The 22649-nt window shown below is 62.8% G+C and carries 20 protein-coding genes and 1 pseudogene; 6 read left to right on the top strand and 15 right to left on the bottom strand.

Annotated features, from left to right (window positions below; genetic code table 11):
• Positions 1 to 10 precede the first annotated feature (10 nt).
• From X727_RS161040 to X727_RS1000000166045, 6 genes and pseudogenes are all read left to right on the top strand, one after another.
• Complete coding sequence (locus X727_RS161040; protein WP_023671180.1) at positions 11 to 1126, top strand: ABC transporter ATP-binding protein; 1116 nt, start codon at positions 11 to 13, stop codon at positions 1124 to 1126.
• 5 nt (positions 1127 to 1131) lie between these two features.
• On the top strand, positions 1132 to 2634 hold the full coding sequence (locus X727_RS161035; RefSeq protein WP_023833583.1) for a GMC family oxidoreductase: 1503 nt from the start codon (positions 1132 to 1134) through the stop codon (positions 2632 to 2634).
• On the top strand, positions 2631 to 3392 hold the full coding sequence (locus X727_RS161030) for a 3-ketoacyl-ACP reductase (protein WP_023825182.1): 762 nt from the start codon (positions 2631 to 2633) through the stop codon (positions 3390 to 3392). The genes X727_RS161035 and X727_RS161030 overlap by 4 nt, the downstream gene beginning before the upstream one ends.
• Before the next feature lie 12 nt (positions 3393 to 3404).
• Positions 3405 to 5033: a choline dehydrogenase gene (locus X727_RS161025; protein ID WP_023833584.1), complete on the top strand. Its 1629-nt coding sequence runs from the start codon at positions 3405 to 3407 to the stop codon at positions 5031 to 5033.
• 20 nt (positions 5034 to 5053) lie between these two features.
• A complete protein-coding gene (locus tag X727_RS161020; protein WP_023683219.1) occupies positions 5054 to 5371 on the top strand; it encodes a Dabb family protein in 318 nt (105 codons plus the stop codon).
• Between the two features lie 109 nt (positions 5372 to 5480).
• Positions 5481 to 5750 (top strand): annotated as a pseudogene (locus X727_RS1000000166045) (MFS transporter); the annotation flags it as partial.
• A 119-nt stretch (positions 5751 to 5869) separates the two neighbouring features.
• Here the strand turns inward: X727_RS1000000166045 and X727_RS161010 are convergent.
• From X727_RS161010 to X727_RS160940, 15 genes are all read right to left on the bottom strand, one after another.
• Positions 5870 to 6715, bottom strand: a complete 846-nt coding sequence (locus X727_RS161010; protein ID WP_023833585.1) for an EamA family transporter — start codon at positions 6713 to 6715, stop codon at positions 5870 to 5872.
• A 7-nt stretch (positions 6716 to 6722) separates the two neighbouring features.
• Positions 6723 to 7631 carry an endonuclease/exonuclease/phosphatase family protein gene (locus tag X727_RS161005; RefSeq protein WP_023833586.1) on the bottom strand — a complete coding sequence of 303 codons (909 nt, stop codon included), beginning with the start codon at positions 7629 to 7631 and terminating at the stop codon, positions 6723 to 6725.
• Between the two features lie 88 nt (positions 7632 to 7719).
• Positions 7720 to 9273 carry a sodium:proton antiporter gene (locus X727_RS161000; RefSeq protein ID WP_023704038.1) on the bottom strand — a complete coding sequence of 518 codons (1554 nt, stop codon included), beginning with the start codon at positions 9271 to 9273 and terminating at the stop codon, positions 7720 to 7722.
• Positions 9274 to 9421: 148 nt separating this feature from the next.
• On the bottom strand, positions 9422 to 10486 hold the full coding sequence (locus X727_RS160995) for an ABC transporter ATP-binding protein (protein ID WP_023725205.1): 1065 nt from the start codon (positions 10484 to 10486) through the stop codon (positions 9422 to 9424).
• A gap of 30 nt (positions 10487 to 10516) precedes the next feature.
• Positions 10517 to 11308: an ABC transporter permease gene (locus X727_RS160990; protein WP_023671171.1), complete on the bottom strand. Its 792-nt coding sequence runs from the start codon at positions 11306 to 11308 to the stop codon at positions 10517 to 10519.
• Positions 11305 to 12219 (bottom strand): ABC transporter permease subunit, encoded by a 915-nt coding sequence (locus tag X727_RS160985; protein WP_023671170.1) that lies wholly within the window; start codon positions 12217 to 12219, stop codon positions 11305 to 11307. Before X727_RS160985 ends, X727_RS160990 begins: the two co-directional genes overlap by 4 nt.
• Positions 12220 to 12282: 63 nt before the next feature.
• Positions 12283 to 13389, bottom strand: a complete 1107-nt coding sequence (locus tag X727_RS160980; protein WP_023671169.1) for an ABC transporter substrate-binding protein — start codon at positions 13387 to 13389, stop codon at positions 12283 to 12285.
• Positions 13390 to 13628: 239 nt separating this feature from the next.
• Complete coding sequence (locus tag X727_RS160975) at positions 13629 to 14801, bottom strand: iron-containing alcohol dehydrogenase (RefSeq protein ID WP_023744178.1); 1173 nt, start codon at positions 14799 to 14801, stop codon at positions 13629 to 13631.
• A gap of 18 nt (positions 14802 to 14819) precedes the next feature.
• Positions 14820 to 16205 (bottom strand): aldehyde dehydrogenase family protein, encoded by a 1386-nt coding sequence (locus X727_RS160970; RefSeq protein ID WP_023744177.1) that lies wholly within the window; start codon positions 16203 to 16205, stop codon positions 14820 to 14822.
• Positions 16206 to 16218: 13 nt separating this feature from the next.
• Positions 16219 to 16638: a type II toxin-antitoxin system VapC family toxin gene (locus X727_RS160965; RefSeq protein ID WP_031197611.1), complete on the bottom strand. Its 420-nt coding sequence runs from the start codon at positions 16636 to 16638 to the stop codon at positions 16219 to 16221.
• Complete coding sequence (locus tag X727_RS160960; protein WP_023744176.1) at positions 16635 to 17090, bottom strand: hypothetical protein; 456 nt, start codon at positions 17088 to 17090, stop codon at positions 16635 to 16637. Before X727_RS160960 ends, X727_RS160965 begins: the two co-directional genes overlap by 4 nt.
• Before the next feature lie 88 nt (positions 17091 to 17178).
• Positions 17179 to 18549, bottom strand: a complete 1371-nt coding sequence (locus X727_RS160955) for a glutamine synthetase family protein (RefSeq protein ID WP_023744175.1) — start codon at positions 18547 to 18549, stop codon at positions 17179 to 17181.
• 79 nt (positions 18550 to 18628) lie between these two features.
• Complete coding sequence (locus tag X727_RS160950) at positions 18629 to 20185, bottom strand: amino acid permease (protein ID WP_023744174.1); 1557 nt, start codon at positions 20183 to 20185, stop codon at positions 18629 to 18631.
• Positions 20186 to 20263: 78 nt separating this feature from the next.
• A complete protein-coding gene (locus tag X727_RS160945; protein WP_023691842.1) occupies positions 20264 to 21808 on the bottom strand; it encodes an amino acid permease in 1545 nt (514 codons plus the stop codon).
• Between the two features lie 17 nt (positions 21809 to 21825).
• The gene (locus X727_RS160940) at positions 21826 to 22644 is read right to left on the bottom strand and encodes an N-formylglutamate amidohydrolase (protein ID WP_023686445.1); all 819 of its coding nucleotides are present in this window, start codon (positions 22642 to 22644) and stop codon (positions 21826 to 21828) included.
• Positions 22645 to 22649: the final 5 nt, after the last annotated feature.

Here is a 22649-nt window from a genome sequence, read left to right on the forward strand (position 1 = left end):
AGGAACGACCATGGCTTTTCTGGAAATTGATGGGCTGAAGAAGCGCTTCGGGAATGTCGAGATCCTGAAGGGCATCGATGTCGAGCTCGAAAAGGGCGGCTTCCTGGTGCTGGTCGGCCCGTCCGGCTGCGGCAAGTCCACCTTGCTCAACACGATTGCCGGCCTGGAGCAGATCACCGAGGGCGAAATCCGCGTCGACGGCCGCGCCATCAACGATCTGCACCCATCCAAGCGCGACATCGCCATGGTGTTCCAGAGCTATGCGCTCTATCCGAACATGACGGTGGCCGGAAACATCTCCTTCGGCATGGAGATGCGCGGCGTGCCGGCCGACGAACGCCAAAAGGCGATCGACAAGGTGGCCAAGGTCCTGCAGATCGGCCACCTCCTGCAGCGCAAGCCGAGCCAGCTTTCCGGCGGCCAGCGCCAGCGCGTCGCCATGGGCCGGGCGCTGGTGCGCGACCCCAAGCTGTTCCTGTTCGACGAGCCTTTGTCCAACCTCGACGCCAAATTGCGCGTTGACATGCGCATCGAGATCAAGCGCCTGCATGCCACCACCGGCACAACCATCGTCTACGTCACCCACGACCAGATCGAGGCGATGACGCTGGCTACCAAGATCGCCGTCATGCGCGACGGCGAGGTGCAGCAGTTCGGCACCCCGGCCGAGATCTACAACAACCCGACCAATTTGTTCGTCGCCGACTTCATGGGTTCGCCAGCGATGAACCTGATCCCGGCGACCATTGCCACGTCGGGCAATGCGCTGTCCGTCGTGTTGGAGCGCGAGGCGCGCGAGCCGATCACGCTGCCGATGGCCAACGCGCCGGCGGGTCTTTCGGCATTCCAGGGCAAGCCGATCATCTTCGGCGTGCGCCCGGAAGCGCTGACCGATCCGGAAGGTGCGGAACGCAACGCCTCCAACATTGCCACTGCCGACCTGCACATCGAAGTGGTCGAGCCGGCAGGGTCCGACACGTTCGCGGTGACCAATCTCGGCGGCAAGGGCGTGGTGGCGCGGTTGCGGGCCGACGCCAACATCCAGCCGGGCACCAGCACGCCGCTCGCCTTCAACCTGACCAAGGCCGTGTTCTTCGATCCGGCGACCGAACACCGCATCCGCTGATCGAGATGGTCAGCCCCGATATCGTCATCATCGGCTCCGGCATCGGCGGCGCTACGATCGCTTCCGGCCTGGCCGGCAGCGGCGCCTCGGTCCTGATGCTGGAGCGCGGCGAGCCCTTGCCGGCAACGCCGCATGCCCGCGACACGCGCTCGATCTTCGTCGATGGCCACTACCGTCCGAAGGAGATGTGGCGCGAGCCCGGCGGCGGCGCCTTCAACCCCGGCAATTACTACTATGTCGGCGGCAATTCGAAATTCTACGGCGCGGTGCTGATCCGCTACCGCAAAGAGGATTTCGCCGCCATGGAGCACTTCGGTGGCGTCTCGCCGGCATGGCCGTTTTCCTACGATGAATTCGAGCCTTGGTATTCGAAAGCCGAGCAGCTGTTTCGCGTCCGCGGCTCGCTCGGCGAGGACCCGACCGAACCGTTCCACTCGATCCCCTATGCTTTCAAGCCGGTGCCCGACGAAGCGCCGATTGCGCGCGCCCGCGCCGAGCTGAAGGGACTGGGCCTGCACCCCGCCTCGCTGCCGCTCGGCGTCGACATCGACACCTGGCTGAAAGAGGGCAAGACCGGCTGGGACGCATTCCCCAACACCGCCCAGGGCAAGGTTGATGCGCAGACCGGACCGCTGACGGCTGCACTCAAGGACAGCAATATCCGGCTCGAAACCGGCTGCCATGTCGAATATCTCGAAGCGTCGTCCGACGGCAAAAGCATCGCTGCCGTTCACTACCGTCAGAATGGCGAGCTGAAGAAAGTCGCGCCGAAGCTGGTCATCCTGTCCGCCGGCGCGGTCAATTCCGCCGTCATCCTGCTGCGCTCGCCTTCACCAGATGGCAAAGGCCTCGCCAACCGCTCCGACCAGGTCGGCCGCAATTTCATGAACCATAATTCGAGCGCCATGCTGGCGATCGATCCGCGCCGCAGGAACGACAGCGTCTACCAGAAGACGCTGATGCTGAATGACTACTATCTCTCCGACGGCAAAGGCGGCAAGCCGCTCGGCAACGTCCAGCTGCTCGGCAAGATCGACGGCAACATGTTGAAGGCCAACGTCAAACACGTGCCGAAATTCGCGCTCGATTACATGGCCGGTCACGCTGTCGACTGGTATCTGATGTGCGAGGATCTACCCGATCCGGAAAGCCGCATCATGGTCGACGGCAAGGACATCGTCATGCAATGGCGGCGCTCCAACATGCAGTCGCTGGACGGGCTGACCAGGGTGATGCGTGAGAACTTCCGCGCCTGCGGTTATCCCATCGTGCTGTCGCGTCCCTTCGACAAGCGCACGCCCTCGCACCAGTGCGGCACGGTGAAAATGGGCGACCATCCGGCGACGTCGCCGCTCGACCCTTTCTGCCGCGCCTTCGACCACCCGAACCTGTTCGTTGTCGACGCCAGTTTTTTGCCGAACTCGGCCGCCGTGAATCCGGCGCTGTCGATTGCGGCACAGGCGCTGCGCGTGGCCGAGCATATTCGCCGAACGGACCTCGCGGCATGACCCGCCCCGCAGCAATCGTCACCGGCGGTGCGCGCGGCATTGGGCTCGCCTGCGCCGAGGCGCTGGCCGGGGACGGCTTCGACATTTTGATCGCCGACCTTGCCGAACAAGCGCCGGACGAACTGGCCGCCAACATCACCGCACGGGGTGCGGAGTTCGCCTATGTCCGTTGTGATATCGCCAACCTCGAGGATCACACGGCCCTCGTCGACGCCGCCATACGTGCCTTCAGCCGCATCGACTGCCTCGTCAACAATGCCGGCGTCGGCGCCGTGGTGCGCGGCGACCTGCTGGAACTGACGCCCGAAAACTTCGACCGTGCGCTCGGCATCAATCTGCGCGGCACCGTATTCCTTAGCCAGGCCGTCGCCAAGGCGATGCTGGCGGCTCCCAGCAATCATCCGCGCTCGATCATCACCATCACCTCGGTCAGCGCCGATATGGCCTCGCCGGAACGCCCCGACTACTGCATCTCGAAAGCCGGCCTTTCGATGTGGGTGAAGAACCTGGCGCTACGGCTTGCGCCGGAAAACATCGGCGTGTTCGAACTGCGGCCCGGCATCATTCGCACCGACATGACCGCGAGCGTATCAGCCAAATACGACGCGCTTATCGACAGCGGCCTGGTGCCGGCAAAACGCTGGGGCGAAGCATCGGACATCGGCGCCGTGGTGGCGACGCTTGCCGCCGGCAAGCTCGGCTTTTCCACAGGCTCGATTATCAATGTCGACGGCGCGCTCTCCGTGCCTCGACTGTAGGTGGATAGAGTTATGACCGACTACATCATCGTAGGTGCCGGCCCGGCCGGCTGCGTTCTGGCCAACCGGCTGAGCGAGGATCCAGCGAATTCCGTGCTGCTGCTCGAGGCCGGCGGCAAGGACTGGCACCCCTACATCCACATGCCGGCGGGCTTTGCCAAGATGACCAAGGGCATCGCTTCCTGGGGCTGGTCGACTGTGCCGCAGAGGCACATGCAGGACCGCGTCTTCTGGTATACGCAGGCGAAGGTGGTCGGCGGCGGCTCGTCCATCAATGCCCAGATATACACGCGCGGCAACGCTCGCGACTACGACGCATGGGAGAAGGAAGAGGGCCTCGCGGGCTGGGGCTATCGCGACGTGCTGCCCTATTTCAAGCGCGCCGAGAACAACCAGCGCTTCGCCAACGATTTTCACGGCGACCAGGGGCCGCTCGGCGTGTCGAACCCGATTTCGCCGCTGCCGATTTGCGAGGCCTATTTCCGCGCCGGCCAAGAGATGGGCATCCCCTTCAACCCGGATTTCAACGGCGCTAGCCAGGAAGGCGTCGGCTACTACCAGCTGACCCAGAAGGACGCCCGGCGCTCATCCGCTTCGGTCGCCTATTTGAAGCCCATCCGCGCCCGCAAGAACCTGACGGTCCGAACCGATGTGCTGGTCACCCGCATCGTCGTCGAGAAAGGCCGCGCCACCGGCGTCGAGATCGTTGACAAACCCGGCGGCGAGAAGACCATCATGCGCGCCGAGCGCGAAGTGATCGTCTCGTCCGGCGCCATCGGTTCGCCGAAGCTGTTGATGCAGTCGGGCATCGGCCCGGCTGATCACCTGAAATCGGTCGGCGTGACGCCGGTGCATGATCTGCCCGGTGTCGGCTCCAACATGCAGGACCATCTCGATTTGTTCGTCATCGCCGAATGCACCGGCGACCACACCTATGACAACTACGCCAAGCTGCACCGCACCGCGTGGGCCGGCTTGCAGTATCTGCTGCTGAAGAAAGGGCCGGTCGCCTCCAGCCTGTTCGAGACCGGCGGCTTCTGGTACGCCGATCCGACCGCCGCCTCGCCCGACATCCAGTTCCATCTGGGACTCGGCTCCGGCATCGAGGCCGGCGTCGAGAGGTTGAAGAACCCCGGCGTGACCTTGAACTCGGCCTTCCTGCGCCCGCGCTCGCGCGGCACGGTGCGGCTGAGCAGCGCCGACCCGGCCGACCACCCGCTGATCGATCCCAACTATTGGTCGGACCCTTATGACCGCGCCATGTCGATCAAGGGCCTCAGGCTTGCGCGCGAGATCATGCGGCAGAAGGCGCTTGCACCTTACGTGTTGCGCGAGGTGCTGCCCGGACGATCGCTCGCCAGCGATGACGAGCTGATCGACTATGCCTGCCGCACCGCCAAGACCGACCATCACCCCGTGGGCACCTGCCGCATGGGCCATGACGATATGGCGGTGGTCACACCGGACCTGCGCCTGCGCGGCATCGAGGGCCTGCGCGTCTGCGATGCCTCGGTGATGCCGCGCGTGCCTTCCTCCAACACCAATGCGCCGACCATCATGGTCGGCGAAAAAGGCGCGGACATCATCCTCGGCCGCGAGCCGCTTCCGCCGGCGGTGTTCTCCGGCAATCGGGCCGCATAGCCACTTAGGAGAACGAACCAATGATCAGACACTGCGTCTTCGTACGCTTCCGCAGCGATGTGCCCGCCACCGAGCGCACGGCAATCCACGCCGATCTCGAAGCACTGCGCTCCGTCGTCGACGGCATGGACACGGTCCATTTCAGCACCAATGTCAGCCCGGAGCCGTTCGCGCGCGGCTTCAGCCATGCCTTCACCATCGACTTCCGCGATGCCGCCGCCCGCGACGCCTATCTCGTGCATGAAGCGCATCAGCGCGCCGGCGCCCGATTGGTCGCAGCGCTCGAAGGCGGCACCGACGGGCTGATGGTGTTCGATCTCGACATTACGAAAAAGTGACCGCGCTTCTTTCGAAAGCCGGCTGACGCCTGTTCTCTTTTGCGCCCCAAGGAACATATCGTTCCCCGGGGGCGTTTAGGAGGAACGTCGTGGCTCTCACCGCGCAGCAGAAGAAACCGTCCTTGCCTCCTTCCTCGGCTGGACGCTCGACGCTTTTGATTTCTTCCTTCTGACGTTCCTGCTCACCGATATCGCAACCGAATTCAACACTGACGTCCCGGCAGTCTCCAAAGCGTTGTTCCTGACGCTGGCGACACGCTTCATCGGCGCCTTCTTCTTCGGCAGGCTGGCCGACAAATATGGCCGCAAGCCCATTCTGATGCTCAACATCGTCAGCTATTCGGTGATCGGCGCGCTGGCTGCCTTCTCGCCCAATCTCGTGGCTACGCGCTGGCGCTGTTTGCCGGCGTGGTCGCCGTCTGCATCATCGTCGTCATCCGCTTCAGTCCGGAACGGCGCGGACAGGTGATGACGGTGCTCTGCTGAAGTATCAGGCTCTCAGCCCAGTCTGAGGGCCACGACACCGGCGACGATGCTGAGCGCGGCGGCGCCGCGCCAGCCTGTCATCTTCTCGCCGAGCGCGAAAACCGAGATCATCATGGCAAACAGGATCGACGTCTCGCGCAACGACGCCACCGAGGCGATCGGCGCCTTGGTCATCGCCCACATGACGATCCAGTAGGCCGCGCCGCTAAGCACGCCGGTGAACAGGCCTGCCTTCCAGTCGCGCGCCAGCACGGGCAGCGCCTTGGGCCCGCGAAAGATGAGGCACAGCACCAGCGCCCACGTGGCATCGCAGATGAACAGCCATGCGGCATAGCTCGTTGCCGTTGCGGCCAGCCGCGCGCCGCTGCCGTCGGAGAGCGTGTAGCTGGATATGAAGATCGAAGTGCCGAGCGCAAAGCCGACCGCCCGCAGATTGATCCGCTCCAGATGCGCGCCGCCGCGAAACGACATCACCAACGTGCCGGCCGACAGCAGCAGGATGCCGAGGATGGCGAAAGGCGCCGGCATCTCCTGCACCACGACAACGCCGCCGAGGGCGGTCAAAAGCGGCGCCGTGCCGCGCGCCAGCGGATAGGTCTGGGCGAAATCGCCGGCCTTGTAGGCGCCGATGAGGAAGGTCCGGTAGCCCATGTGGAAAATCACCGAGGCGATGATGAAAGGCCACACTTCGGCCTTCGGAAACTCGACGAAGGGCAGCACGAAAAGCGCGGCAAACCCCATGCCCAGTGTCATCAGCGTGATCGACAGGAAGCGATCGAGATGGACCTTGACCAGCGCGTTCCAGATCGCGTGCATGGCGGCGGCGGCAAGCACCGCGAAGAAGACGAAAAGCGTCATCGAGGGCTCACCGATCTCCCGAGCTCAAAGGCGTTTCGAGATCGATATCGATCCGGACCGGAAAATGGTCTGAAGCGATCTCGCCTATATCGGCACTGACCGAGCGCACACGGTCGGCGAACATACCGCCGACGAAGCAATGGTCGAGCCGGCGTTTTGCCACTTTCCTGTCGATCGTTTTCACATGGGTGTGGTAATCGGCAGCCGGCTCGCTAGCGACGGCAGCGGCATCAACAAAGCCGTCGAGATAGGCCGCCCCGCGATGATAGGGCGTGCTGCCGACGATGCGGCTGTATTCGGCGCTGCCAGGCTCCATGTTGAAATCGCCCATCCAGATCGCCGCCGTCGGGTTCTCCGGCTCGGCCTCGCCGCTGGTCCAGTTGCGCGAAGGCTCATCGTCCGCGCCGCTCCACGGGCCGCCCTCGGACGGCGCGCGGCGATGCTCGGCCAAGAGATAGTCGATCTGCTCCAGACGCTCCTCCGCCGCGATATGGGCGAGATGCAGCGACAGGACCCTTACCGGTCCGGCCGGCGTGCGGATCATGCATTCGAGCGCGGCGTTGCGCGTGTTGAGCGGCCGCAGCGTGCGGCGCATGGGCAGCGCGTGCAGCCGCGACCAGGCGATCGGCAGCTTCGACAGCAGCATGGTGCCGAACTGGCGGCGGCGGTTGACGACCCGGCCGTCGCGCTGCTCACTGGCGTCCATGTCGAAGGCCGGGCCATAGACCCAGTAATAGCTAGGCAGCAGCTTGGACAGGACCTCCGGCTGGTCGTCCTCATTGGTGCGCTGCCAATGCCGCTCGACCTCCTGCAGCGCGATGATATCGGCGCCGTCGACCAGCTTGGTGCCGCGCGAAAGATCGTAACGGCCATCGCCGCCGAACCCGTACTGGATGTTGTAGCTGACCAGCTTCATTGCTTATCCGGCTCAATTTCGCTTTGGCAGTAGCGGTTCGGCAGATTGGTTGCAATGTACCGGCACGACGGCGGAACTGGGCCAGCGTCTATGATGTGGTCAGCGGCTGGAACCGGCCCGCCGGCGATGCCGCCAGTTCGGCCCAGTCGATCTCTTCCTCCAGCCGGTGGTAGGCTTCGTCGCCGATCGTGCCGTTGCTGCGCAACTCCTCGAGCGTGTCGCGCTGGCGGTTGATGGCATAGAGGCGCAGCCGGTCGTATTCGGTCGCCGCCTGAGCGTCCTCCGGGTTTTCCGCAATCAGGCGCTGCGCTTCATACTGTTCGCGCACGACGGCGGCGGCCGCAGATGTCTTGCGGCTCAGCACGTCCAGTGCTGCCTGCATGATGGCGACGCGCGCCTGCGCCACCTCATTGTCGACGGTTCTATCGGGGTCGAAGTTGATCCAGCGCAGCAGCGGCTTCAGCGTCATGCCTTGCAGCACCAGCGTGCCCAGCACCACCGCGAAGGCGGCAAGCACGATCGGGTCGCGGCCGGGAAAATCGGCCGGCAGCGCAATGGCCACCACCAGCGTCACCAACCCACGCATGCCGCACCAGCCCACAATGACGGCGCCGCCGAATGTCGGCAATTCCCGCCTTGCCTCTTGGCTGCCGAAGCGGGCAAGCCACCGGATGATCGCGACGTAACTCGCCACCCAGACAAGGCGCGCGACGATAACGACGACCAGCACCGTTGCGGCGAAAAGGAATGCTTCGCCTTGCCCGTCGCCGGCCAGCCTGCCAACGATCGTGCGTGCCTGCAGGCCCATCAGCACGAAAGCCAGCACGTTGAGCACGAACACGGCCGACTCCCAGACCGAATAGGTGCTGACGCGGCGTCTCGCCGACGACTGGCGCGGCGCCCTGCGCGCAATGGTCATGGCATAGACGACGATGGTGATGATGGCGGAAAGGCCGAGCCTGTCGGCGATGATCCACACGGCGAAGGTTCCGGCAAACTGCACCACCGTGCTGCTCGCCGCATCCTCGATGCGGCCGAGCGCCAGCAGCGAGACGCGGCCAAACAGATAGCCCGCGATCACACTGCCGATCGTTGCCAGCAGGATCACCGGAACGGCGTTGCTGAGCATGATCGTGCCAAGCGCGGCCGAAACCGCCAGCCGGTAGATCAGCAGCGCCGTGGCATCGTTGAGCAGGCTCTCGCCCTGCAGGATGGCGGTGATGCGGTGCGGTACCTTGAACTGGCTGAGCACGGCGGATGCGGCCACCGCATCCGGTGGCGCGACGATGGCGCCAAGCGCGATTGCCGCCGCGATCGGCAGGCCGGCCATCTTCCAGCCGACCAAGGCAACCACCACGGTGGTGAAGACCACGGCGCCCAGCGCGAGCAACGCGAGCGACAGCCGGTAGCGCTTGAGGTCGCGCAGCGACGTGTCATAGGCGGCGTCGAGAAGCACCGGCGCGATGAACAGGGCAAGCGCCAGCTCCGGATCGATCTCGATCGTCGGCGCACCGGGTACGAAGGCAATCGCGACGCCGGCCAGAGCCAGCAGGGACGGATAGGGAATTTCCAGCCGCCGCGACAGCGCCGTCAGCGCGACGGCAGCCAGAAGCAGGATGAGGGTAAGTTCGAATAGCGCCATGGCCCATCGTAGCGGCGAAGCGGCATCATGGGCAGTGGCTGGATGGCAAGATGCTGTTGATTATCCAGCACTCGGGGTCCGGCAATGATACGGCCGTTCATCGCGCCAGCTCGAATCGACCGCCTCGGTCGCGCCAAAATGCTGCTTGCTAGTGCAGCACCAGCATATCGCTTGATGAGAACGATATGTCGGCCTTCTCGCCGACCGCGGGCGGTGGCGTTGCCGGGCTGTTGAAGGTGTCGAGCGACACCGTGTTGCCGCCGATGCCGACGCGAACGCGAATGACCGAGCCGAGGAAGTGCACTTCGGAGATTTCGCCCGACAGGCTTGAATCGCGCCCGGGTTGGCGTCCGAGCGAAATCGCCTCCGGTCGCAGCGCCAGCGACAGCGTGTCACCGGACTTCGAGCCGTTGAGCTTGCCCATTAGCGAGACTTCCTGCGTGTTGACGCGCACCTTGCCGGACGCGGCATCGGTGACAGTGCCTTCGAGCACGTTCAGCGTGCCGACGAAATTGGCGACGAACTTGGTCGCCGGCCGGTTGTAGATCTCGAACGGCGTGCCGACCTGCTCGGCCTTGCCGCCATACATCACCGCGATGCGGTCGGAGATCGACAGCGCCTCTTCCTGGTCATGTGTGACGAAGATGGTGGTGATGCCGAGCTTCTTCTGGATCGAGCGGATTTCCTCGCGCAACGACACACGTACCTTGGCGTCGAGCGCCGACAGCGGCTCGTCGAGCAGAAGCAGCTTCGGCTTCGGCGCGATGGCACGCGCCAGCGCGATACGCTGCTGCTGGCCGCCCGAGAGCTGATAGGGATAGCGGTCCGCCATCTGCGGCAACTTGATGATGTCGAGCATCTCGGCGACCCGGGAATCGATCTCTGCCCTTGCCATGCCGGCGACCTTCAGGCCGAAGCCGATATTTTGCGCCACGGTCAGGTTCGGGAACAGCGCGTAAGCCTGGAACACCATACCGACATTGCGCTGGTTGGGCTTCAGCCTCGTGATGTCCTTGCCTGCGACGACGATCTTGCCCGCCGACGGCTCTTCGAAACCGGCGACCATGCGCAGCACGGTGGTCTTGCCGCAACCCGATGGCCCAAGGAAGGAAACGAACTCGCCCGGCTCGACATCAAGATTGAAATCTTCGACCACGGTGGTGGCGCCGAAGGATTTTCGCACATGCTGGATGGAGAGGAATGGTTCGGCCATGGCTTTTTCTTTCGATCAGTACTTTGTCGATCAGTTCGGGCGGTTCGCCGATCTCGGCGCGAAACGGGACAGGATCTGGATCAGCGACATACAGCCCCAGGTGATGGCGAAGGCGATGATGGCAAGCGCCGCCGGCTCATAGGCGCGGTTGGCGCCAACGTTTTGCAGATAGGGGCCGAAGGCGGGCCGGTTGAGCAAGCTGGCCATGGTGAATTCGCCAATGACGATGGCGAAGGTAAGGAAGGCGCCCGACAGCACGGCGATCAGCACATTGGGCAGGATCACACGACCAATGATCGTGCCCCAACCGGCGCCAAGGATCTGCGCCGCTTCGGTCAGCGTCCTGACGTCGATGGTGCGCAGTCCGGTATCGACCGCGCGATACATGTAGGGCAGCGCCAGCATTGCATAGCCGATGACCAGCAAGGCATTTGTGCCCATGTCGGTCGCCAGGAACGGCAGCGGCGAATTCGAACCGTACATCCTGATATAGCCGAAGACGATGACGATGGCGGGAATGACCAGCGGCAGCAGCGTGATGAACTCTACGATCGGCCGCAGTTGCGGCAGGCGCAGTCGAATCCAGTAGGCGGCGGGCACCACGATCAACACGCCCAGAATGATGGTGAAGATGGCGGCAAGCACTGAGTAGCCAAAGGTCGCCTGAAAACGAGGGTCGCCAAGCACGATCTGATAGGCGTCGAAGGAATAAGCGCCGCGCCGCATGCGCAAGGAAAATTCCACCGTCGCGATCAGCGGAATGAAGAAATAGGCCGCGCCCAGCCCGAAGACGACCCAGGCCCAGAATTTTCCGGACTTCATTTCAGCCACCTCTCCGAGCGCGTCCGGAACCAAATGTAGAAGACATTGGCCAGCCCGGTGATGACGATCATGCCGAAGGCGATCGCATAGCCGAGATGGGCATTGTGCAGCACGTCACCGCGTATCTGCGCATAGAGCAGGATCGGTACGATGTTGAGTGAAGAGCCGGTCAGCGCATAGGCGGTGGCGATGGCGCCGAAGGCATTGGCGAAGAGCAGGATGACCGTGCCGAGGAAACTCGGCCAGATCACCGGGATGACCACCATGCGCCAGTATTGCGTCTGGGTGGCGCCAAGCGTCGCCGCAGCCTCGCCCCACTCCTTCTTCAAGCCGTCAATCGCCGGCGTGATGATGACCACCATTAGGGGAATCTGGAAATAGACATAGGTCAGCGTCAGGCCCCAGAACGATAGGATGTTGAAGCCGTGCGCATAAATGTTGAGGCCGAACACGGTGTTGAGCAGCACCGTGGCGAGACCGAGGCGTCCGAGCGTGGCGATGAAGGCGAAGGCCAGCGGTACGCCGGCGAAATTGGAAGCCACGCCGGAGAATGTCAGCGTCGCCGAACGTATCCACTCCGGCAGGCCGCCGCGCACGATGGCGATGGCGATGCCGAGACCTGCGAAGGCGCCGATCAGCGACGAGGAAAGGCTGACCTTGAGCGAGATCCAGTAGGCGGCGACAATCGATGGCTGCGCCAGTGCTGCTATGTTTTCGAACGTGAATTCGCCGGCATCGTTCTGGAATGCACCCAGCATCAGATAGAGCGTGGGTAGGATCAGGAACATGATGGCGAAGATGAAGAATGGCGCAACGCCGAGCCATTGCGTCGGCAGTCGCATTGCACGCGCCTCACTGGGGGGCGCGGTCTTCCCGGCAACTGCGTGATCGGAAAGCGAGATATCTGTCATGCGCCGGCTACCGTCTCCGAGGAACACCGGGCGGCCGCGAGGCCGCCCGGTTGGTTTCAAGCCTTACTTGACGTTGGCGCCGACGACGGCATCCCAGTTCTTGGTGACGGCTTCCTTTGCCTTGCCCTGCTCGTCCAGCGTCGGGAACACCGCGGCAGCGTAAGCCTCGGCCGGCGGCAGCTTGGCCATCACGTCCGCCGGGAGCTTGCCGTTCTTGGCAAGATCGTTGAAGCGGATCGGGTGGCAATAGCCCTTCAGCCAGCCGATCTGGCCTTCGTCGGAGTAGAGATACTCCAGCCAGAGCTTGGCAGCGTTCGGATGCGGTGCGAAAGCACTGATCGCCTGCACATAGACGCCGGCAACCACACCGGTCTTGGGCACGACGACGTCGACGGGCGGATTGCCCTTCAGCGTGTCGCGACCGGCAAGTGCATTGTAATCCCAGGTCACCAGGATCGGCGTCTGGCCTTGTGCCAGGGTCGCCGGTTTGCCGATGACCGGCACGAAATTGCCGGCGGCGTTAAGCTTCTTGAAGAAGTCGAGACCAGCAGTGCCAGCAGCTTCGCCGGCAGCCGCACCACCGGAAATGCCGGCCGCGTAGACGGCCTGGATGGCCTGGTTCGAGGCGCGCGGGTCGCCGGCAAGCGCCACGGTGTTGGCGAATTCCGGCTTCAGCAGGTCAGCCCAGTCAGCAGGCGCTTCCTTGACGAGGTCCTTGTTCACCAGGAAGGATAGCACGCCATAGTAGTCGCCGGTCCAGTAACCATCGGCATCCTTGGCGCTGTCGGGGATCGAGTCCCAGGTCGACACTTTGTAGGGCTGGATCAGGCCGTCAGCCTTGGCGGTCGGGCCGAAGGACAGGCCAACGTCGATGACGTCGGGCGCCTGCGGGCCCTTGTTGTCCTTGTTGGCCTTGATCGCCTCGACCTCGTCGCCGGAGCCGGCATCGGGGTTGAGTTCGTTGATGGTGATCTCAGGATACTTTGCCTTGAAGCCGTCGATGACGGCGCCGTAGCCGCACCAGTCATGCGGCAGCGCGATTGTCGTGAGCTGGCCTTCCTTCTTCGCAGCGGCAACCAGTTCATCCATGGACTGGGCCGACGAGATAGCAGAGGTCGCCATGAGGGCGACGGCCGAAAGGGAAAGCACTTTCCCTGTGAACTTGAACATGTGTTCTCTCCGTTGAACTGGCGTCCTGGACGCCTGCGATGCGGTATCGGTTTCATATGACAGCCAGATGAAAGCTTTTTGAAACTGGCCCCCGGCGGTACGAAAAGTTAACTCTTTTTAACCGGCTGTAGCAATTAGCCTCGACTTAATTTCCCGGCTAATGGTTTATTGCCTTGCTTTTTGCCCCCTTGCCCTTCCTTTCCCTTCGTTTTTAGATCACGTCCGGCGCAGAAACCGCCTCAGACAGTGCCGGCGATAGTGTTCTCGAGCAGCGTCAGCGCTGCTTTCTTGGTCAGCTTGACCGGGTTGCCGCCGGCTGTCGGATCGACCACCGCCATGTCGGCGATCAGCCCCTTGCGCTTCTTGTCCATGTCGAGCCCCTTGATCAGATCGGGCAGCGCATGCGGCACCTTCAATTCCTTGCGCAGCTTGATGATCGCTTTGGCAAAGCCGTCGAAGCCACCCTTGATGCCGCAATAGGCAGCGAGCCGGGCAATCCGCTCCTCGATGGAGTCGCGATTGAAGGCCAAGACATAGGGCATGAACACCGCATTCGTCATGCCGTGATGGGTGTCGTAGAGCGCGCCGATCGGATGCGACAGCGAGTGGATGGCGCCAAGACCCTTCTGGAAGGCGGCAGCACCCATGGCGGCCGCACTCATCATGTGGGCGCGCGCGACAAGGTCCTTGCCGTTGGCGTAGGCCTTGGGCAGGTTCTCGAACACCAGGCGCACACCTTCGACGGCAATGCCGTCGGCCATCGGGTGATAGCCCGGCGCGCAATAGGCTTCGAGGCAATGTGCCAGCGCATCCATGCCGGTGCCGGCGGTGATGAAGCCGGGCATGCCGACCGACAGTTCCGGATCGGCAATAACGATTGCCGGCAAAAGCTTCGGATGGAAGATGACCTTCTTGGTGTGCGTCGCCTCATTGGTGATGACGCCGGCACGCCCGACTTCCGAGCCTGTGCCGGCAGTGGTCGGCACGGCGATGATCGGCGCGATGGCATCCGAATTGGCGCGCGTCCACCAGTCGCCGACATCCTCAAAGTCCCAGATCGGCCGCGTCTGGCCAGCCTGGAACGCGATCAGCTTGCCGAGATCGAGCGCTGAACCGCCGCCGAAGGCGATGACGCCGTCATGCTTGCCCTTCTTGAACACGGCGATGCCGGCGGTGAGGTTGGAATCGACCGGGTTCGGCTTCACCTCGGAGAACACGCCATAGGATACCTTGGCGTCGTCGAGGATTTTCAGCGTCGAAGCGACGACCGGCAGTTTCGCCAACCCCGGATCGGTGACGAATAGCGGCCGCTTAATGCCGGTGGCAGCGAGCACCTCAGGCAGTTCCTTGATGCGCCCGGCGCCGAAGCGGACGGTGGTCGGGTAGTTCCATTTGGAGATCAGCTTGGACATGTCTTGTCTTTCAAAAAATCAGATGGCTTCGCGCAGATGGAAAGATTTCGGCCGGGTCAGATTGTCGTAGCCGAGCGCCGAAAGGGCGACGCCTTTGCCGGTGTCCTTGACGCCGGTCCAGACCAGCGCCGGATCGAGGTAGTCGCAGCGGTTCATGAACACGGTGCCGGTCTCGACGCGGTCGCCGATCGCCACCGCATGCTCGATATCGCCGGTCCAGATCGAAGCGGTCAGCCCGTAGGGGCTGTCGTTCATCAGCGCGATCGCCTCCTCGTCGTTGCGCACTTTCATGATGCCGACGATCGGGCCAAAACTTTCCTCGCGCATGACGCTCATCTGGTGGTCGACGCCGGTCAGCACTTCCGGCGCCAGATAGGGCGAGCCGGCCTTGTCGTTAGCCACCTTCATATTGATGTGTGCGATTGCACCCTTGCGCAGCGCCTCGGCCTTCTGCTCGCGGATCAGGTCGGCAAAGCGCGCCTGCGCCATCGGCCCCATTGTCGTCGCCTGTTCCAGCGGATTGCCGACCACATAATTCTTCGTCTCGGCGATGAAACCTTCGACGAACTGGTCGTAGACCTTCTCATGCACATAGACGCGCTCGATGCCGCAGCAGCACTGGCCGGAATTGTAGAAGGCGCCGTCGACCAGATTGGCCACCGCATGGTCGAGCTTGGCGTCGGGCAGCACATAGGCCGGATCCTTGCCGCCGAGTTCGAGCCCGAGCGTCATGAAGGTGCCGGCCGCCGCCTTCTCGATGGCGCGGCCGCCGCCGACCGAACCGGTGAAATTGACATGGTCGATCTTGCCCGAGCCGAGCAGCTTCTCAGTCTGGGCATGGTTCAGCACGACATTCTGGAACACGCCCTTGGGCAGCCCAACCTTGTCGAACGCCTGCTGGAACCGTTCGCCGACCAGCAGCGTCTGCGCCGCATGTTTGAGGATAACAGTATTGCCGGCCATCAGTGCCGGCACGATGGTGTTGACGGCGGTCAGATAGGGATAGTTCCACGGCGCGATCACCATGACGACGCCGAGCGGATCCTTCTTCACATAGCGTCGGAAGCCGTCCTTCGGGTTGGATGCCGGCACGGATTTCAGCGCGGCTTCAGCGATCTCGACCATGTAATTGGTGCGTTCCCTGACGCCGCCGAACTCGCCGCCATAGCGCACCGGTCGCCCCATCTGCCAGGCGATCTCCGGCACGATCTCGTCGGTCATCGCGACCAGCGCTTCGAGCATCGCCAGCATAAATTTGCCGCGCTCGACGATCGGCTTCAGCGCCCACTTCTCCTGCGCCGCTTTGGCGCGCTCGACCGCGGCATTGATCGCCTGGTCGGTCGCGATCGGTCGCTCGGCATAGATCGAACCATCGATGGGCGATTTGAGTTTTACGGTTTCCAAAGGATGCTCCAGTTTAGCAGGCTAGCGTACGCAGATGGCCGTTGCGGCCATAGCGAAGGATGGGCTCGTCACGCGTCACCAGAACCATGTCCAACGCTCTCGCACTTGCCATCAGTATCCGATCCATGGGATCACCATGAGGCGGACCGGGCAGGTTGGATGACGCAATCAGAATGGCTGGTGAGATAGCGCTGAGCTTTGCCGACATTCGGTCGATGAAACGCTCCACGAAGTCGAGTGGCGTCAATGGCAGATTGAGCCGGCCCTTGGCTACGCCGATTCCGATCTCCCATGCCGACATCGGCGAAAGATACAGACGGCCGTCATAGGCCGCTTCCGAAATCTCCCGGCTTGCGTGCGGATCGATCAGACTATCGTTGGCGACAAAGATCATCGCACATGTATCCAGAAGCAGGTTTGGCCCTTCGCTCATTTACTCACCGCAAGTTTGCCGTCACGCGCGTCAGCCTCACCGCCCAGATAGCCCCGGTCCCATGGCTCGTCATCGAAAGGTTTGGTGATATCAAATCCGGCTTCGATTGTTATCAGGCCCTTCATGAAACCAAAACCGGGGTGGCGATCCGCGCGCGCCTCCTTTGGCGCGGCAGGCACGCTACCACTGGGCGGCGCCGAAATCGGCACTTTGCGAACGCGGCGAAATACCAGTTTCCCACTCCCTATATTGACGGATTCGGTCTCGAACCCAGCCTCAAGCCACTCCCTTGTCATGGGATTGTTGCTCGGATTGTTGCTCCACCATGCAGGGTATTGCTTCGATGCGGGCAGCGGCAGATTGAGCACTCTCTCGATTTCGGCGAATGACATCGGGACGCGATCGACATTTTGGGCAATGAGAAAATCCTTGAGCGGCGCATATTTGGACATCGCAAACTCCTCAATGTAGCACTGCAGTTTACAGGTACCATATGGTACTAACTTCACCACATTGTCAACATTAAAGCTGTATAAAGTTTTAGTACCGCTCGAACCCTCTGTGCAGTTCCCAATCCGTAATGCGGCGGTCGTATTCGAACTGCTCCCACTTTGCGGTGTGGACATAATGTTCGAGCACATCGTCGCCGAGCGCCTGCTTCAGCATCTTCGACTTGGCCAGCGTCTCGGTGGCGTCACGCAGCGTTTTCGGGATCTCCGGCAGGCGCGAGGCCTGGTAGGCATCGCCGACGAACGGCTTCTGCAGTTCGAGCTTCTCATCGATGCCGGCAAGGCCGGCCGCGATCAGCGCTGCGAAAGCGAGATAGGGGTTCAGGTCGGCGCCGCCGATGCGGCATTCCATGCGGATGCCCTTGGTGCCCTCGCCGCACAGGCGGAAGCCGGCGGTGCGGTTGTCCTCGCTCCACATGATCTTGGTCGGTGCGAAGGTGCCGGCCTGGAAGCGCTTGTAGGAGTTGATGTAGGGCGCTAGGAACCAGGTAAACTCCTTGGCGTATTTGAGCTGCCCAGCCGCCCATTGCTGGCCAAGCGTGGACAAAGTCCAGTCCGCCTTCTTGTCGAAGAACAATGGCGTCTTGCCGTCGGCGCTCCACAGCGAATTGTGGATGTGGCTGGAATTACCGGCGAGCCCGTAATTGTATTTCGACATGAAGGAAATCGACTTGCCTTCGGACTCGGCAATCTCCTTGGCGCCGTTCTTCAGGATGACGTGGCGGTCGGCCATGTCGAGCGCTTCGGCATAGCGCACATTGATCTCTTCCTGGCCCGGGCCCCATTCGCCCTTGGAATTCTCGATCGGAATGCCGGCCGCTTCCATCTCGTTGCGAAGCCGGCGCATGACGCCTTCTTCCTTGGTGGTGATGCCGATCTGGTAGTCGCCAATATAGGGCGAAGCGGTATCGAGGCCCTGCCAGTGCTTCTTGCGGGCGGAATCATAGGTCTCGTTGAACAGATAGAATTCGAGCTCCGAGGCGAAGTAGCCGATATAGCCGCGTTCGGTGAGCCGCTTGACCTGCTTTTTCAGCATCGCGCGCGGCGAATGCGGCAGGTCGTCATGGGTGTGGTGGTCGAGCACGTCGCAGATCACCAGCGCCGTCTTTTCCAGCCACGGAATGCGCCGCAGCGTCGCCAGGTCCGGCTTCATGACGAAGTCGCCATAGCCTTTCGACCAGCTTGCCGCCTTGTAGCCCGGCACCGGCTCCATATCGATGTCGGCGGCGAGCAGATAGTTGCAGCCATGCGTCTCGTCATGAGCAGAATCCACAAAGTACTGCGCCAGGAAACGCTTTCCAGCCAGCCGCCCCTGCATGTCGACGATGCAGGCCAGCACCGTGTCGATCTCGCCATTGGAGACCGCTTTCTTCAACTGATCGAACGAGAAATTTCCGGCCATTCCTTTGGCACTCCAGTGCTTGGTCGTTGAGGACGAAACCATAGCCGGCTGCACGCCGGCCATGGCCATGATGGTGACGTCAGTGGCCGGTTTCGCCGACCGCCTGTTCGGCGGCCTTGATCGCTGCCTGACGCGCCGCGATGATGTCGCCCAGCGGCGGGCCCTGGAAGCGATTGCGCTCGAAGGCGAACCAGATAATCGCCGTCAGGATGAAGAAGCCGACGGTGATGTACAGCGCCCAGTCGTTCGGCGGCTGGATGCCGATGATGAAGATCAGGATCATCGACACGATCGAGAGAACGCCGAACAGCATGAAGATGCCACGGCCCAGGTTCCACGGTCCCATCTTGTCCCACTTCGGCGTGCCCCAGGCCAGCATGCCGAGCACGATCGGCACGGTGAAGGACAGGAACAGGAAGATGACGGTGCAGGACACGACGATGGTGTAGGCCGAAGTACCGGCGACCGAAACCAGCGTCGAACCCCAGACGAACAGCACCGACAGGACCGACGCCGTCCAGATCGCCGCCACCGGCGTGCGATAGGTCGGGCTGACCTTGGCCAGTGCCGACGAGCCCGGCAGGCCGCCGTCACGCGAGAAGGCAAAGATCATGCGCGAAGCCGAGGTGACGGTTGCGAGGCCGCACAACAGCTGGGCGATGAACACGACGAGGTAGACGAACTCCTTGAGGCCGGGACTGACGCGCTGGTCGAAGGCCCAGAAGAACACGTTCCAACCCTGCTTGGCGGCGTCGTCCATGTTGGGGATCATCAGTACGAAGGCGGCCAGGAACAAATAGCCGAAGACCGCCGACCAGATAACCGACATCACCATCGCACGCGGCACCGATGAGGCCGCCTTGATGGTTTCCTCGGAAGTGTGTGCCGAAGCATCGTAGCCGGTGATGGTGTAGATCGGCAGCAGAAGGCCGAGAGCGAACACCCAGGCGTTCGAGACGGACGGCCAGACGCTGGCGCCGGCCTCACCCGAGTAGTTGTGGAAGGTGAAGAGCCGGCTGAAATCCCAGGTCTCGGCGGAGAACAGGCAGACGACAGCAATCAGGATCGAGCCGAAGAAGATCAGGTAACCCGAAAAGTCGGTCAACTTCGCAGTCAGCTTGATGCCGAGATGGTTGATCAGCGCTTGGGCGCCGGTGATGATGACCAGGAAGATCATCTGATTGGTCAGCGTACCCTCGATGCCGAGCGTCGGCCCGAAGGCGCCGATGAAGAACGTCCAGGTGCCGACATTGATGGCGCCGAGCACGGTGATCAGGCCGAGCAGGTTGAGCCAGGCCGTCACCCAGCCGGTGCCGCGATTGCCGAGGATCGAACCCCAGTGATAGAGGCCGCCGGCCGTCGGATAGGCCGAGCTGATCTGCGACATGGCGACCGCGAAGGTAAGCGAGACGAAGCAGCCGACCAGCCAGCCGATGCCGATGCCGATACCGCCGGCGCCCGACGTTGCCTGCGCCAGCGAATTGATGCCGCCCGACAGGATGCAGATGATGGAGAAGGAAACGGCGAAGTTGGAGAAGCGGCTTAGCCGCCGCTCAAGTTCCTGGGCGTAGCCCATGGAATGGAGGTGCTTTACGTCTTCCGCCTTGTCTGTGTCTGAATAACCCGGTGCTGCCATTGTAGTCCCCTTTGCATTCTTAGCTGGCCGGCCCTGCCCCGGTCGGCTTGCGCCGGCCGGAGCATCTAGTCTTTGCTGTTAGCCTGCCGTCTGGCCGACGGCTGCTTCCGCGGCCGCGATCTCGGAAGCGCGGCGAGCAATGTCGGCGCCGATCGGCGGGCCTTTGAAGCGGCGCGATTCGATGCCGAACCACAGAACCACCAGCAGAACGATCAGGCCGATGGCATAGTTGATCAGGATGTCGAAGGGCGGCTGGATGCCGGCATACATCAGCACCAGAACGCCAAGCACCGTGATGACGGCGAACGGCTTGGACCAGATGCCGAGGCGGAACGGGCCGAATTCGGTCCAGCTCTTGCCCTCGGCAAGCAGGCCGGCGGCCACGGGCATGGCGTAGGACACGTAGAGGAACAATGCACAGCCGGCCGCCAGTGCGGCAAAAGCCGGCGAGTACAATGTCGCTGCGACTGCGAGCACCGCTCCGAGCCAGATCGCCGCCACGGGCGTGCGCCATGTCGGGCTGACGGTTTTCCACACCGACGAACCGGGCAGGCCGCCGTCACGCGCGAAGGCAAAGATCATGCGCGAGGTCGACGTCAGTCCGGCGAGCGCGCAGATGAAGTTCGCCAGCACGATCGCGATGGCAATGATGCTCTTCAGCAGGAATGGCGCCGGCAGATTGTTGAAGAGATTGAACCAGGCATTGGCGCCATCCTTGGCCGTCGCTGCCAGATCGGGGCTGGCCAGTACGAACGAAACGGCCATGACGAAGCCGAACACCAGCGACCACAGAACCGAATGGATCATGCCGCGCGGCACCGCCACGCGGGCATTGTGGGTCTCTTCGGACGTGTGGGCCGAAGCGTCGAAGCCGGTGATGGTGTAGAGTGGGTAGAGCAGGCCGATCAGGAAGGCGACGAGTGCCGTCCGTGCGGTCGGAACGTAGCCTGCGCCTGGATCACCGGTGTTGTTGACGAAGGTGGTGAGCCGCGAGAAATCCCAGCTTGCGCCCCAGATCAGGAACATCGCGGTCAACACGACGGCGACGACCAGAATGAGGTAGCCCGAGAAATCCGTCAGCATGGTGGTGAGCCTGATACCGAAATGGTTGATCAGCGCCTGCGCGACCGTGATGATCACAACGCCGATCACCTGCTCCTGATAGCCCCACGCGGAGACGTCGTTACCGAACACGCCGGACCAGACAAGGTCCTTGAACAGCGCGTAGACGCCGACATTGACCGAGGCGACGACGAAGACCAGGCCGAGCAAGTTGATCCAGGCCGTGGCCCAGCCCCAGCCGCGCCCGCCGAGAATTGACGACCAGTGGTAGAGACCGCCGGCCGTCGGATAGGCCGAGCCGATCTGGCCAAGGGACGCGGCAACGACAAGTGCAAAGACGCCGCCGATGACCCAGCCGACAGTCGCCTCGAAGCCGCTGCCGGTCGCCATGGCCAGCGGGAAGGACGTGATGCCGCCCGCCAGAATGCAAATGATCGAAAAGGAAATAGCGAAGTTCGAGAAGCCGCTCATGCGGCGAGCCAACTCCTGGGCATAGCCCATGCTATGGAGGGTTTTTACATCCTCCGATCTTTCAGCGTCTGATTTGTCCGGTCCTGCCATTTTCGTCCCCTGTTTTTCTAGCTGGCCGATTGAACTGACTTTCCCACTGCGTGTCGCCGGGAACCCTTGGCCTCCTCGGGTTCCAGGTCAGAAAAAATGCCTGTGAGCAGATCCGCCCATTTCCGCTGCCCGGTCTCGCCGGAGATCTCGTCGTTGCGGATTTCGATCATTGCGCAGGCAAGGCCGCGCGAGCGTGCATGGCGCTCCAAAGTGAAATAGACGCGGTCGGCCGGCGAATAGGGCTCGTTGATGCCGACACTGACGCCGGAGAGCCGCTGCAGCGCCGCTATGAGCGGCGACGCCAGCCGGCGGTCGTCATCGTGGATGATGCCGATATGCCAGGGCCGGTTCTTGCCCTTGTAGACCGGGGTGAAGGAATGCACCGACACCAGCCGGGTCTCCTGCCCACGCGCCTGCCGGTCGTCGATGATCGATGCGATCGTGTCGTGGAACGGCCGCCACGACAAAGCGATGCGCTCGGCGCGCTCACTGTCCGACAGGCCGGCATTGCCCGGAATGGCCGTCGTCTCGCTGACCGGCGGCACCAGGTCCGGTGCGTCGAGCGGACGGTTGCAGTCGATGATCAGGCGCGAGATGCGGGTTTCGATGAGCGTCGCATCGAGGGCGGTCGCGATGCGGCGGGCCACCGGCAGCGCGCCGGGGTCCCAGGCGATGTGGCGGGAGAGATCTTCGGCCGGCAGGCCAAGCGTGCCGAATTCGGATGGCAGGAAGTTGGAAGCGTGGTCGCAGGTCAGCACGAAAGGGCTGGACCCGCCGGGGTTCGTCACCCCTACGGTATCAGACGATGCAAGGCTGGCGGGCCGTGCTCTCTCCATAGTCT

The sequence above is a fragment of the Mesorhizobium sp. L103C105A0 genome (assembly GCF_000502215.1).
Taxonomy (GTDB): Bacteria; Pseudomonadota; Alphaproteobacteria; order Rhizobiales; family Rhizobiaceae; genus Mesorhizobium.